Here is a 14,124-nt window from a genome sequence, read left to right as displayed (position 1 = left end):
GGCAGACGGTTATCTATTTTTATGATTTTTACTTTTATCCTGGTTGCTCTACATGCTCAATCGGCTGCGCCACCGCCTTGGCTATCTGACCTTTCTGTTGCTGTTCCTGCCTAGCCTGGTACTCACCAGTGTGGGTGAGGCGCGTGCGCATGGGGCGGCGAGCATGGTTAGCGTTGAGTTGTCTCTCCATGAGAATGTGCAGAAGGGCCATGGGCATACCCATGGCCACGAGCACGAAGATAGTCGCCACCTCCATAATGAGAGTGGCAGTCACTTTCACGAAAAAGCGGATCGGCCTGGGACGGGCATTGCCGTCGAGTCGAACTTCCGCGACGCCCTGCGGCTAGGCGAACGCAGCGGCCTACCGCTGCGTCGTGTCTACCGCTTGGAGCGTCCTCCACGGCCGGTCATTGCTGGATGACTGGGGCCGTCCACTGGACGGCCAACACTTAATGACAGACCCGTGGAGGTTTTATGTTTCCATCCCAACTAGGGGGTGCGTTCGGCTTGCCTGTTTTGGCCCGACGCCACGCGCTGACCCTTTTCACACTGCTGGTGATGCTCCTGGGAGCCAGTGGTGAAGCCCTTGCCCACGCCGTTGCTGAAGGCGACAAAGGGTACATCCAGGAGATCTATGGCGTTCACCTGATCTCATTCGTCTATCTCGGTGCCAAGCACATGGTGACGGGGTATGACCACATCCTGTTTTTGCTAGGGGTGATTTTTTTCCTCTATCGAATGCAGCATATCGCCATCTACGTCAGCCTCTTCGCCATCGGTCACTCTACGACCATGCTGCTAGGGGTGTACTTTAATATCGGCATCAATAGCTACCTTATCGATGCCATCATCGGTCTCTCCGTTGTCTACAAGGCACTCGATAACATCGGTGCTTATCAGCGCTGGTTCGGCTTTCAGCCCAATACCAAGGTGGCGACGCTGGTCTTCGGCCTGTTCCATGGCTTTGGACTGTCGAGCAAGATCATTGAGTACGATATCGCTTCTGATGGATTAGTCCCCAATCTCCTGGCGTTCAACGTTGGGGTAGAGATCGGCCAGCTACTGGCCCTGAGTGCCATCCTTATCGTGATGGGTTTCTGGCGACGCACCAATGGCTTCTTACGCCACGCCTACACCGCTAACGTCGCCATGATGTGCGCTGGCTTTATGCTGGTTGGTTATCAGCTCACCGGCTATTTCATCGCCTAATTCAGGAGAGACCCAAATGTACAATACCGACCTTCCCACCCGTGCCGAGTTACCGTCAACAGGTAAGTTACTTCGTTCTACGCTGATGGCAGCCGTCATTGCAGTCGCTTTGCTGATCACCGTCGTGCTGCCTGCTGAGTATGCCATTGACCCCACCGGCGCTGGCCGCTTGTTGGGGCTGACAGAGATGGGCGAAATCAAGACCCAGTTGGCTGAGGAAGCCGAGCTTGATCAGGCCAATGATCAAGCCAGTGCTCAGCAGGCGTCTCAACCCGCTGCATTTCAAGAGACCGTCAGTGATCGCCAGCCTGAGACGGCAAGCGATGCTGATGCTCAAACTTCCACTTCGGATGCAGAGATGGCTCCCCAAACAGCCAATTCTGCCTCAGCAAGTGATCCAGTCGAACCTTCACCCGCCGATTCTGAAAGGGTGATGACCGACGCCAGCGTGGCGCTGGCAGAGGCATTAGCGACTGAGGAAGCCACTTCCCTGACGGCGCAAGCGGAAGAAGCGTCTCCATGGAGTGATGAAGTGAGCTTTACCCTGACGCCAGGTGAAGGCACAGAGTACAAACTCACCATGCAAGAAGGGGCGGTTGCTACCTTTGCATGGGCATCAGACGGTGGCCCCGTCAACTTTGACACGCACGGTGATGGAAATGGGAATTCCATCAGTTACGAGAAAGGCCGTGGCGTGCCCGAGGATGAAGGTGAGCTAGAAGCCGCTTTCAATGGCAATCACGGTTGGTTTTTCCGTAACCGCAATGATAGCGATGTGACTATTGTCTTGCGTGTGGGTGGAGATTATGGGGAGTTAGTTAAGGCCCTTTAACGGATTAGCCTCTAGCGCTCTCTTGAGTGCTAGAGGTTTTCTTCGAACCAGTGTCATTAAAGTATTCGTAGCTGTATTGGTTTATTGATATACCACTTGATATAAAAAATTATCTTCAAGCGCATGAGATGATGCAATAGCTCAGTTAGCAAAACCATTTAGGCGTATATGCGAAATATCTTAAAGTCGGCTTCTGGTCGAGGCTGTGTGAAAACTCCCAAATCCGTTGCCTGTTTCCGCATCCGGCTGTCAGGCCACGTCCAGCGGCCAACGAGACGTCTCAAAGCACTTCCGCCATCGCCACAGACGAGGTTATTCAAGATCACGCGCCCCGAGAAATCCTTCCTAGAGAGCGTCATAGGGCACTACAGGCGCTATTAAAGAGCAGCAGGCACGCTATGCCCGCATCGCCTGAATCAACCCCTTGGTTCCAAGGATCTTTATGACACGTTTCATATTATAGGCCAGCACGTGAAGACTCATTTCCGTGCTGACGCTCTTGAGGCTCCTGGTCAGAAAATGCGTCGATTCCATCCAGGCCTTCAGTGTGCCGAACGGGTGCTCGACTGTCTGGCGTCTGAGACGCATCATTTCCGGTTTCTGGTTCAGCCTAGACTGTACCGCCTCGAGCACATCCTCATGCTCCCAGCGCTTTATACGCCTGTGTTTACCAGTGGTACATTTCCCTTTCATCGCGCAGGTTGGGCAGGCTGAACTCCAGTAGCAATGCAGCGTCTGACCTTTTTCGACGCTCTTGAAACGCCAGATCAGTCGCTCTCCCGCAGGGCAGTGGTATTCGTTGCTTTCGGGGATGAAGCGAAATGCCTCTCTGGGAAACATTCCCTTGGCCTGGCTCGGTGAGGTTTTCGGTTTGGGGAGATAGATGGTGATACCGGCCTTGTAGCACGCGAGAATTTCTTCTCCCTTAAAGTAACCGCGATCCGCCACGACACTGAGATCTTTGATGCCGCTGGCATCATGTGCCTGCTTGGCCATCCCGGAAAGTTGACGCCGGTCACTACCGACGTTGGTGACCTCATGGGCGATGATCAAATGATGCTGACTATCGACGGCCGTCTGTACGTTGTACCCCACTAGCCCGGTGCCTCGCGTCTTCATGGAGCGAGCATCGGGATCCGTCAACGAGACCTGCTGGTCAGGTGCCTGGGTTCTTTGTATCTCAATGGCCTGTAGTCGCTGCACTTCCTCGGTGAGAGCGGCGATCTTGTCCTTCAGCTGTGCTGTCTGCGCCTCTGTGACAGCGGGGTCGCCTTGGTCAGCTGAGTCGAGTTGGCGCAGGTAACGCTCGATGCTCTTCTCGATCTCCTCTGCGCGCCGCTTCATCTTGGCAAACGTAAAGTTGCGGTCACGGTTGTTGACCGCCTTGACTTGCTACCGTCGATGGCCACGATCGCTTGTGTGAAGAGCCCCAGGCGCCGGCAAAGCACGACAAAGTCTCGGCAGATGGCGCGGATTGCCTTGCCGTTGTGCTTTCGAAAATCGGCAATCGTCTTGAAGTCCGGTGCCAAGCGTTCTGTCAGCCACATCAGCTCGACATTGCGCTGCACCTCGCGCTCCAGGCGACGGCTGGATTGAATGCGATTGAGGTAACCGTAGAGGTAGATTTTCAGGAGTACCGCAGGGTGATAGGCGGGCCGGCCGGTAGCATGGGGATCGACACCCTTGAAACCGAGTTGCCTGAGATCAAGGGCCTCAACGAAGGCCTCGATGGCTCGGACCGGGTTGTCCTCCGAGACAAAATCATCAAGAAGCTCAGGGAACAACGTGGCTTGAGACCGGGACTCACCTGCAACGAAGCGCTTCATCGGCACCTCCACGAGCTGTCACGGGTAGAGTATAGCGGTAGCCTCGTTTTCACACAGCCTCGGCCGAAAGCGGCCTTTCAATTGTGTCTATCAAACTAAGGGCGATTCACTCCTTATCCGTCAACGTGACGACATTAGAACCTCAGACGCTTCCGACCACTATCGCGGCCAATGGTGATATCGCGGCATGGCAGGAGATCATTATCGGTACCGAAATCGGTGGCCTGCGGCTGGTAGAGGTCAAGGTAGGCGTGGGTGATGAGGTCACGGAAGGGCAGGTGCTGGCCGTGTATAACGCCACGACGGTGCGCGCAGAGCTTGCCAGGAGCCGCGCCGCCGTGGCGGAAGCCGAAGCAACGCTTGCGGAAGCGAATGCCAACGCCCAGCGCGCCCGCGGTTTGAAAACCACGGGATCGCTTTCAGAGCAGCAGATTCAGCAATACGAAACCGCAGAACTCACCGCCAGGGCGCGGCTAGGCGTTGCGCAAGCGCAGAATGAAGCCCAAGCGCTACGCTTGGCTCAGACGCAGGTGGTCGCCCCAGACGACGGTTTGATTACCTCCCGCACGGCCACTGTTGGCGCTGTTACAGGCGCCGATCAGGAATTGTTCCGATTGACGCGCCACGGTCGGCTGGAGTGGCGGGCCGAGGTCGCCGCTTCCGATCTGAATGAGCTGCGAGCCGGCCAGACTGCCAGGGTCACCGTGCCCGGTGGATATGAACTCGAAGGGAGGTTGCGCACCATTGCGCCGCTAGTGAACACCACTACACGCAATGGGCTGGTTTATGTCGACCTACCGTTAAGCGACGTTGCTCGGGCGGGGATGTTTGCGCGGGGTGGATTCGAGCTGGGCAGCCGTCAAGTGTTGACGCTACCCCGCGCCGCGGTGCAGCTTCGCGATGGCTTTGGCTACGTCCATCGCGTCAGCGATGAAGGCCAGATAACGGAGCAGAAAGTTTCCCTGTGCCAGCACACGGATGATCGCATCGAAATTCGCGACGGGCTTGAGCCCGATGCCAAGGTGGTCGCCTCGGGTGGTGCTTTTCTGGGAAACGGTGACCAGGTTCGGGTGATTGAAGAAGAGCCGGCTCATTCACCCCAAACGGACGATACCGACGTCGAGGACGGGGTATGAAGCTGAATACCTCCTCCTGGGCGATTCGCAATCCTATTCCGGTTGTTCTGCTCTTCATCCTATTGACCTTCTGGGGGCTCATCTCCTTCCGAGGCTTGCTTATTCAGGACTTGCCGGATGTGCAGCTGCCCCTCGTGGAGGTCTCCGCCTCGTTGCCGGGGGCGGCCCCCGCCTTAATGGAGACCGAGGTTGCCCGCAAGATCGAGGACTCCATCGCTACCGTCTCCGGTGTCAAAAACATCACTACAACGCTGACGGATGGCAATGCCGACATTGCTATCGAATTCAGGCTGGAAAAGTCCGTGCAAGAGGCTGTTGAGGACGTGCGCGACTCTGTTGCTCGCATCCGCTCGGATCTACCCGCCGACCTGCGTGATCCAATGATTCGTAAGGGTGAGTTTTCCAGTGAGCCGATTGTACGCTACGCGGTGACGTCCTCCGATCTAGACGATGAGGCACTCTCCTGGTTCGTCGATGACAAAATGACCAAGGCCGTATTGGCGGTGCCCGGTGTTGGTTCGGTTCGGCGTATCGGCGGGGTCGATCGCGAAGTCCGCGTGGCATTGGCTCCGGATCGTCTGCTGGCGATGAACACGACAGCGCTGGATATCTCCCGCCAGTTGCGTCAGGCGCAGTTGGAGGCCCCCGGTGGCCGCGTTGATGTCGGCGGAGCCGAACAGGCCGTGCGCATCATCGCCAACGCTGAATCCGCAGCTGAGCTTGCGACGATGGAGCTGGCACTCAGCGACGGTCGGCGTATTCGCCTTGATCAGGTGGCGACGGTTACTGATACCGTGGCCGAGCGGCGCTCAATTGCACTCTTGAATGGCGCGCCCGTCGTCGGCGTCGAGATGACCCGTGCCGAGGGGTACGGCGAGGTGGATGTGGCCGAGGGGGTGCAGGCTGCTGTTGCCGACTTGCAGGCGCAATATCCCCATGTCGAGGTCGAAGAAGCCTTCAATTTTGTTGGGCCAGTGCTGGAGAACTACCAGGGCTCCATGCACATGCTATTCGAGGGGATGGCGCTGGCGGTGCTGGTGGTGTTCTGCTTTCTACGCAATTGGCGAGCCACACTGATAGCGGCGGTCACGCTTCCGCTGTCGATCATCCCCACCTTCGCTTTCATGCACCTGGTGGGCTTCTCGCTCAATGTGGTGACGTTGCTGGCGCTCTCGCTGGTGATCGGGGTGCTGGTGGACGATGCCATTGTCGAGATTGAGAATATCGAACGGCACCTGCTAATGGGCAAGCCCCCGCGCCGGGCCGCCATGGACGCGGCGGCGGAAATTGGCCTGGCCGTTGTCGCCACCACCTTTACATTGATTGCCGTTTTTCTGCCCACGGCCTTTATGAGCGGCACCGTCGGGCAATTCTTCGTTCAGTTCGGTTGGACGGCCTCGGTAGCGGTGCTGTTTTCGCTGCTGGTGGCGCGCCTTCTCACGCCCATGCTGGCTGCGTATCTGCTGCGCAAACCCCAACATCCCTCGCGCGATCCAACGTGGATTAACTACTACTTGATCGTTGCTAACGGGTGCCTGCGCCACCGTAAGACGACGCTCCTCGCGGCGGCGGCCTGCTTTGCAGGAGGTATCTGGCTGGCCTCGACCCTGCCGGGGACCTTCATACCCCCCGATGATAATTCCCAGACGCAGGCGACGCTCACCTTGCCGCCCGGTAGCACCTTGTCTGAAGCGGCGGCGCTTGCCGAGCAGGCACGCTCACGACTGGTGACGCAACGTCATGTCGTTAGCGTCTTCGCGGCTGTCGGTGGAGGCTCCGGCAGCAGTGACTCTGATGTGACCTCGGTGGAACTGACCGTTGGTTTGGCGGATCGCGCAACCCGCGCGGGCGTTACGCAGCAAGACATAGAGCAGCAGTTGCGGGTTGCACTCGCCACGCTTCCCGGCGTGCGAGCTCGCGTAGGCGACGAGGGAGATGGCTATGAGTTGGTGCTCGCCGGTGAGGATAGCCGGGTGCTTGAACTGCATGCTCGCCAAGTCGAGCGGGAGATGCGCGCCATTCCCGGCATCGGTGCGGTGAGTTCGACGGCCAGCCTGGTCAGGCCTGAACTCATTGTACGCCCTGATTTTGCCCGCGCCGCCGACCTTGGGGTCTCGGCTCAGGCCATCGCCGATACGCTGCGCATCGCGACAGTGGGCGATAACGCCGAGGATCTTCCTAAGTTGAACTTCAGCTCGCGTCAGGTGCCGGTGATGGTCCGGCTGGCGGATGCCGCTCGGGAGGATATGGCGACCCTTAAACGGCTACCAGTGCCTGGTGCGAATGGGCCAGTGCCGCTTGAGAGTGTTGCCTCCTTCGAGTGGAGCAGCGGTCCTTCGGAAATCACCCGGCATGATCGTCTGCGCAACGTCAATTTCGAGGTGAGCCTGCAAGGGCAGCCTTTGGGGGAAATCGAACAGGCCGTGCAGGCACTGCCCAGTTTACGTCAGTTGCCGCGTGGCGTGTTTCAGACAGCAGAAGGCGATGCAGAGGAAATGGCGGAGCTTGTCTCAAGCTTCGGGATTGCCATGCTGACCGGCGTGCTGTGCATCTATATGTTGCTGGTGCTGCTGCTCAAGGATTTCATGCAGCCGGTCACTATTCTGGTGGCACTGGTGCTCTCCGTACCTGGGGCTTTCCTGGCGTTGTTCCTCACGCAGACGCCCGTGTCGCTGCCCGCCATGATCGGATTGATCATGCTGATGGGCATCGCCACCAAGAACTCGATCCTGCTGGTGGACTACATCATCATCGCCCGCCGGGAGCATGGGTTGGAACGCGTGGACGCCATTCTTGATGCCTGCAAAAAACGTGTCCGGCCCATCGTGATGACCACCATTGCCATGGGGGCGGGCATGATGCCGATCGCCCTAGGATGGGCTGGCGATCCCAGCTTCCGGGCCCCCATGGCCTTCGTGGTCATTGGCGGACTGCTCACTTCAACGCTTCTGAGCTTGCTGGTTATCCCGGTGGTGTACAGCTACGTGGATAACATCGGCAATATTCTGGGGCGGTTCAAGCTGCCCCCAAACCACGCAACGCAAACATCGGAGTAGAAATTGTCATGAAACAGATCGAAAAAACCCTAGAGAGCCTGACAATGGGACGCCGTAGTTTTCTAACTGGTGCGGCTGCACTTGGTGTTGGTGCCGGATTGTCCATGCCTGCCATTATCTCCAGTGCTGCCGCGACAGAGACTTCGGTCATCGCGTTGCGAGACCAGGACCTGCCATTTATCGCCACGGAAGAGACCTATACCACCGAGGAACTGATCGCGCTGAACGCGATTAACGATCAACACGTAGAGTACCTCAGGGAAACGGGTCTTGCCGAACTCGGCTCTGGCCGCATCGGCGCAATGGATAAGGCGGGGGTCAATGTTCAAATTCTCTCCGCACATACGCCGGGTGTGCAGAATGTCCCGGGTCAGGAAGGCATCGATTTTGCCTATCGTCTCAACAAGATGATTGCCGATGGCCCGATGGCCACCCATCCGGGGCGGTACCAGGCCTATGCAACCTTGCCTCTGCAGAACCCGGAAGCATCAGCGGACGAACTTGAACGCGCCGTTCGGGAAGATGGCTTTCTGGGGGCCATGACCAATGGATTCATTGGCAACAAATTCCTCGACCACCCGGATTTCGAGCCCCTTCTGGCGCGCGCCGAGGCGCTTGATGTGCCGATATACCTGCATCCAGGCTTCCCCCCGGAAGACGTGTTCAATATTTATTACAACACCATGCGGCCAGGGTATGACCAATTGTTCCAGAACTACATTTTCAGCGGTTCAGGATATGGATGGCACCAGGAGGTGCTGACTCAATGTCTTCGACTGATCATCACTGGGGTGTTCGATAAATTTCCTAAACTGCAGATGATTATCGGCCATATGGGAGAGGGCCTTCCGTTCTACTACGAGCGTATCGTGGGAGATATGAGCGAGTCGACTGAAGACTCGCTGAACAAGCCTATCGGGCAATACTTCAGTGACAATTTCTGGTACACAACCAGCGCATTCTTCCAGGATGAACTGCTTCATCTTTTGCTGAGGTACATCAGTGTGGATCGAGTGATGTTTGGAACGGATTACCCGTTTGCAGACATGAAGCAAGGAACCGACTGGTTTCGGGCAGTGGATCTGCCCCGTGAAGCCAAGGAAAAAATTGCGTTCCGAAATGCAGAAAAGCTGTTCGGAATAAAAGCTGTTCGGAATAAAGGTCTGACGCATCCGCCCGGGATCGAATGATGCCGATTGGTTTTGGTGTCAGCGTGGCCATAACCGGAGATCACTTTGGCTGTATCTCAAGGGTACAGCCAAAGGATGCCAAGCGAAGCCCCTTGCCTCCCTCATAGTGGCCAACCACTCATCGGAGGTCTTATGTCCCCCAATCCAGATTCCACGGTCGTCAATCGGCGGTCCAGGAGGGCGCTGCCATCCAACGCAGTCGAAACGTTCAGGTCATGATCCTCCCCAGGTTAAGAACAAAGTATGGCTCAACTCAAGCTAATCATTTGCTAAATAGATAATGCCGACATGCTTGTCTTTGTTTGTGATGAGTATTGCTCAGGTTAAAAAGGGCATCAACTACCCCTTTCGGTGATTGCCCCGGGCATGGCGAGTCCATCGAGGGCGGCTCGGTAGGCGAGGAAGATAATGCTCAACAGTGGTTGAGCAGGGCGATAAGCGGGCGCTGTGAAGACGGACGCGCGCTATGCATCGTGCGTTAAAAATCGGTATCTGTGGCTAAGCTTCAGATCTTCGTGACGAAAGTACGGGCTTGGTATAAAGCTAAACTACTCAAAATAATGATTACCGCTACAGCCAAGATATCGGCACCCGGAAAACCCCAGAACTCAGACATATAATTCACTCCTCTCTAGTTGAATGATTGGATAAAGCCCAATCGTCATGCCAGTTCGGTGTCCAGCATGCGCTGTCTACCGAAGGCATTAAGCCGGAACTTGAACAGTACTCGGCCGACACCAAAATAGCCCTTATCGTCTAGTTTCTCTTCCACACTTTCGATAATGCCAGTGGAAAATAGATCTGTTAGCGTCACCCGTGTATTGCCTTTCCAATAAGGGCCGGAAAGACCGTACTCACCCATTATGGTATCAGTGAGTTCCCAGTCCCAGATGCCCTCATCGCGCTTGGCGTTGATTAGCTGAAGTATTCGGCCTTTCATATGTAATTTTTTCACGTACTGGTGCTCCAGTTCATAAGTGAGCAGATGTGCGGTTACCCTCGGCATCGGTATTTTTCGAGACCGCTCGCACGACTTCAAGAACCTCGTCGTTCTCGGTATACATCACGAAGCCACCAGTCACAAACAGCGCCAGCCCAGCCAGGAAATTCCACTCTGGAAGCTCCAAAGTAAAGACAGCCAGGAAGATCACCGCTGAAAGGCCATAAAGTGAAGCAATTGCCTGTCCTCTGCCCACGCCAATGAGCGGAAATGACTTGTACCAAGAAACATAACAGAAGGCGAAGGTGACCCCAGCCAACATAAGCCAGCCAATAGCGGCCCAGTTAAATGTTGCTACGACCAACTCGATAACAGGCTGGTCGGTGAACAGGTAAATAGCTGGCAGAATTAGTGCTACCCAATAAAGTACTTCGGCGGAAAAACGCACGGTGATGCCCACATCAGGATCGGCAACATCCAATCCTCGTCCAGCAATGACCCCCTCAACGCCCCAACCCAAGGCTGCCATGGCGCCGCCCACGTAGCCGAGCCAGCCGCTCTCTCCAGTGCCTGTCAGCTCACCTATGATGCCTGGTGCATAAACCGTTACGCCCCCGTGAGAATAATGAATATACCAATGGCCGCTCGCTTGGTAATTTTTTCCTGATACCAGAGGCGTGCCAAAGTGGCACCGATAATCGGATACATTAGTGCTGCGATAGCAGCGAAGGCCCCGCCAATGTACCCGATGGCTAGGTAGGATCCGAATATGGCCATCGGACCACCAAAAATGGCACCGATAAAGAACCACTTGGAGATGTTGCGCATCTGTCGAATGGTGCGTGCGTATTCGCCCCATTTGCCCAGTACTCCATTCCATACAAAAAGGAAGAACAGTACTGCAATGGCATTGAAAGTCGTAAGCACCGCTGCCGCCAGTAGAAACTCTGCGTTGGTGTCATAGTTTAGGTTGACGTAAGGCGCTTCAAACCAGACGGCGGATCCTGGGATATACCAGGCACCCCAGAGCACGGCGCACCAAAGGGCCCACATAAAACCCCATCTAATGCTGCTTGCGGTGAAGCGTGAACGAGCCTGAATCAGGCTTGTATTCGTCATTGACGTTTCCTTTTAATAATACGGAACGGCTTACTCGTTAGAGGCAGCACCGTTGCGATAGCGAACAACCTCTCTAGTGCACTGAGCTTAGAACCTGCTCCTCGCTTTCTGGCTTTTTGCTAAGGAAGGTCTCAAGAGAATCGTCCATTGCCTGCATCCACGGCGTGTGATGGGCCGGTGCCAGGGTGCCCGTGAGCGTTGAGCGATAACTTTTATCGCGATAGCCTAAAATATCCGCCTCTTTATGGTGCTCCCATTGTTTGAAGATATCTGTGACGGCCTCGACATCAAACGAGGGGTAATCAGTGGGCTGCAATAGATCACGGATGTAGGCGGCCTGAAAGTCGATTGCCTGGAACGGATTTTCGACCTCTTGTTCCCGGCTGACCCAATCTGCGCTGTCGGCGGCCATGGCTGCTTCACTGGGAAACGTGATTCGTTCCAGCATGACATCTCGCGCGTACCAGGCCTGGGCATCAAACATATTGAAGGTGAAGTACTGGTCCTGCATGCCGAGGAAGATCAGCTTGGGGTTTTGCTCCAGAAAGATGCCCTTGTATAGGCCTTCTGGATAGAGTCGATTATGAGTGTTCAGGGTCAGTTCGTCAGGCAGAAACGGAAAGTGGTGCTGGTACCCCGTACAGAGAATAATCGCATCCACGTCCTGACTACTGCCATCCTTAAAGTATGCCGTCTTGCCGACCACCTCAGTAAGGAGCGGCACTTCCTTGAAAGAGTCGGGCCACTCGAATCCCATAGGCTGGCTGCGGTAGCTGAAAGTCACCGACTTAGCGCCATATTTGTGGCACTGGGTGCCGATGTCTTCGGCGGAGTAGCTGCTACCAATGAGTAGCAGGTCCTTCCCAGCGAATTCACAAGCGTCACGAAAGTCATGGGCATGCAGAACGCGGCCCGGAAACTGGTTGAGCCCTTCAAAATAAGGAGCATTAGGCGTGGAAAAATGACCAGTGGCCACCACCACGTAATCAAACTCCTCAGTCCGTAATTCATCTTGCTTGAGGTCTCTTACAGTGACCGCAAACTTGCCGGTTTCTTCCGCATAGTCGACCCAGTGGACAGCCGTGTTGAAACGGATGTACTGACGCGCGCCACTCTTCTCGACTCGCCCCATGATGTAATCACGAAGCACCGCCCGGGGAGGATAGGAAGGAATGGGGCGGCCGAAATGCTCTTCAAAGCTGTAGTCTGCAAACTCCAGGCATTCTTTGGGGCCATTTGACCAGAGATAGCGATACATGCTGCCGTGAACGGGCTCACCGTAGGCATCAAGACCAGTGCGCCAGGTGTAATTCCATAAGCCGCCTAGATCACTCTGCTTTTCATAACAGACGATCTCGGGAATGTCGGCGCCGGCGAGGCGTGCTGCTTCAAAAGCACGGAGTTGGGCAAGGCCGCTAGGGCCAGCCCCCAGAATGGCAATTCTAAAGCTCATAATGTGTCTCGGTTGATCGTCTTAACGAACGAGCGCTTGGCTGGTTCAACGGAAAAATAAAAATAGTCGTGGCTGGATACCGCTCGCTAAAAGCAGTACCCGATAATCACTGATAGAGAGTCACGCGGGCGCGCGCCCAATGCAGAAAAAAATGCCGGCTTAAAAGCCAGAGAGTTCTGGTTACCAAGAAATTCAGGTAATGCGCTTCAGAACGAAAAGTGTACGTTCTGGCGGTAATACAAGGTGTCGAAGCGCCACCAACAAAGGCGAGAGCTCGAATAGATTGGAAAAGCAGCGCGTTGCCACTTTTTTATGCGTCAGTCATTCAGAACAGCTACCCTAACACAGAACGGCTGGCCTAATCGGCGAGCGTGACGGAAACGTACCTTAAGTGCCATCCTCTGCTCCGATGCCAATTGCTATTAGAGTTCGGCCTGTCCGGATTGCTCAATGAAGCCGTAATGTACTGCAGGTATCTATCGGCGTATCAAGCGCTGGGAACACGAAAAGGTTCTGGAGGCGGTAAAAGCTCGATTGGATCAGGCGAAGGGTATAATGCGCCTCCGTTGTCAGACGGTCGAGCATCCCTTTGGCACGTTAAAAGTGTGGATAGGAGCGACGCACTTTTTAACCAAAGGGCTTAAGTTAAGAACGGCAGTACGGAAATGAGCTTTCATGTGCTTGCCTGCAACATAAAACGCGTCATGAATATCCTCGGTTCCAAGAGTTTAATCCAGGCAATGCGAGCATAGGGCAGCTGATCCTGGCTCTACCGGACTTAGTAGAAGTCGGTGACGCTCTATAGAAGGTATTTTTTAGGCTTTATCTCGAACAACTTCAGATGTGGAAATAATAAAGGAAGGCACTCTGAAGCGTATTGCTAGCCGATAGTCGTGCCAATACGGCTGAACGCTGTAATCGCCAACTGATTTTTAGGTTTTCACACAGCCTCGACCGTAATGAGCAATATTCGTCAATGCTAATAAGTGAAGTTTAATAGTTCATCCATGGAGTGGGTATATCAGAGCGCCCAGGCAAATTAATCTCCCTGCTACTCTAAACGCCCGTCGAGCCTTAAAATAACGCCGTTCATACTCGACCGGTAACAAGTTGTCATTCGTGCCGTCATCTTGCCATGACCTAGAGCAGTCATCGCCCTCCCTCCAATTACCTTAACACTCTGCAAGATCCCGCCAATTATCGCTAAAGCAAAGGTTCAAGAAGATACCGTTCAACATCTAACTGAACCGCCCCGTCTTTACCGGAGACTCCATATCTTGAGAGGATGGAGTTATGAACTCACCAAAACGATATTCCCCGGAAGTGCGGGAGCGAGCTGTTCGTTTAGTTATTGAACAGCAAG

Annotated in this window: 10 protein-coding genes and 2 pseudogenes; 7 read left to right on the top strand and 5 right to left on the bottom strand. The window is 55.1% G+C overall.

All coding sequences use genetic code 11. From position 1 onward, the window contains the following. Positions 1-52: 52 nt before the first annotated feature. The 3 genes from V8L70_RS21690 to V8L70_RS21680 are packed head-to-tail and all read left to right on the top strand — an operon-like array spanning position 53 to position 2,041. Complete coding sequence (locus tag V8L70_RS21690) at positions 53-421, top strand: hypothetical protein (RefSeq protein ID WP_176304977.1); 369 nt, start codon at positions 53-55, stop codon at positions 419-421. 53 nt (positions 422-474) lie between these two features. Then, positions 475-1,209: a HupE/UreJ family protein gene (locus V8L70_RS21685; protein WP_176304976.1), complete on the top strand. Its 735-nt coding sequence runs from the start codon at positions 475-477 to the stop codon at positions 1,207-1,209. Between the two features lie 16 nt (positions 1,210-1,225). Continuing rightward, positions 1,226-2,041, top strand: a complete 816-nt coding sequence (locus tag V8L70_RS21680; RefSeq protein WP_101146584.1) for a RodZ family helix-turn-helix domain-containing protein — start codon at positions 1,226-1,228, stop codon at positions 2,039-2,041. 396 nt (positions 2,042-2,437) lie between these two features. Here the strand turns inward: V8L70_RS21680 and V8L70_RS21675 are convergent. Further along, positions 2,438-3,867 (bottom strand): annotated as a pseudogene (locus V8L70_RS21675) (IS1182 family transposase). 83 nt (positions 3,868-3,950) lie between these two features. Here V8L70_RS21675 and V8L70_RS21670 point away from each other — a divergent pair. Genes V8L70_RS21670 through V8L70_RS21660 form a run of 3 tightly spaced genes read left to right on the top strand, consistent with a single transcriptional unit; the run spans position 3,951 to position 9,249 of the window. Further along, a complete protein-coding gene (locus tag V8L70_RS21670) occupies positions 3,951-5,003 on the top strand; it encodes an efflux RND transporter periplasmic adaptor subunit (protein WP_232774882.1) in 1,053 nt (350 codons plus the stop codon). After that, a complete protein-coding gene (locus tag V8L70_RS21665; protein WP_101146583.1) occupies positions 5,000-8,059 on the top strand; it encodes an efflux RND transporter permease subunit in 3,060 nt (1,019 codons plus the stop codon). The genes V8L70_RS21670 and V8L70_RS21665 overlap by 4 nt, the downstream gene beginning before the upstream one ends. Before the next feature lie 8 nt (positions 8,060-8,067). Then, on the top strand, positions 8,068-9,249 hold the full coding sequence (locus tag V8L70_RS21660; protein WP_101146582.1) for an amidohydrolase family protein: 1,182 nt from the start codon (positions 8,068-8,070) through the stop codon (positions 9,247-9,249). Between the two features lie 661 nt (positions 9,250-9,910). Here V8L70_RS21660 and V8L70_RS21655 read toward each other — a convergent pair. From V8L70_RS21655 to V8L70_RS21640, 4 genes are all read right to left on the bottom strand, one after another. Continuing rightward, positions 9,911-10,204 (bottom strand): hypothetical protein, encoded by a 294-nt coding sequence (locus V8L70_RS21655; RefSeq protein ID WP_035586807.1) that lies wholly within the window; start codon positions 10,202-10,204, stop codon positions 9,911-9,913. Positions 10,205-10,220: 16 nt separating this feature from the next. Further along, positions 10,221-10,718 carry a hypothetical protein gene (locus V8L70_RS21650; RefSeq protein WP_198556048.1) on the bottom strand — a complete coding sequence of 166 codons (498 nt, stop codon included), beginning with the start codon at positions 10,716-10,718 and terminating at the stop codon, positions 10,221-10,223. Between the two features lie 77 nt (positions 10,719-10,795). After that, the gene (locus tag V8L70_RS21645) at positions 10,796-11,308 is read right to left on the bottom strand and encodes a hypothetical protein (protein ID WP_198556047.1); all 513 of its coding nucleotides are present in this window, start codon (positions 11,306-11,308) and stop codon (positions 10,796-10,798) included. A 73-nt stretch (positions 11,309-11,381) separates the two neighbouring features. Continuing rightward, a complete protein-coding gene (locus V8L70_RS21640) occupies positions 11,382-12,761 on the bottom strand; it encodes a trimethylamine monooxygenase (RefSeq protein WP_101146581.1) in 1,380 nt (459 codons plus the stop codon). Positions 12,762-13,187: 426 nt separating this feature from the next. Here V8L70_RS21640 and V8L70_RS21635 point away from each other — a divergent pair. Then, positions 13,188-13,513 (top strand): annotated as a pseudogene (locus tag V8L70_RS21635) (transposase); the annotation flags it as partial. Positions 13,514-14,124: the final 611 nt, after the last annotated feature.

This window comes from Vreelandella arctica (assembly GCF_037070215.1).
Taxonomy (GTDB): domain Bacteria; phylum Pseudomonadota; class Gammaproteobacteria; order Pseudomonadales; family Halomonadaceae; genus Vreelandella; species Vreelandella arctica.
The sequence above is the reverse complement of the archived record's forward strand: the minus strand, read 5'-3'. Positions and strand labels throughout refer to the sequence as shown.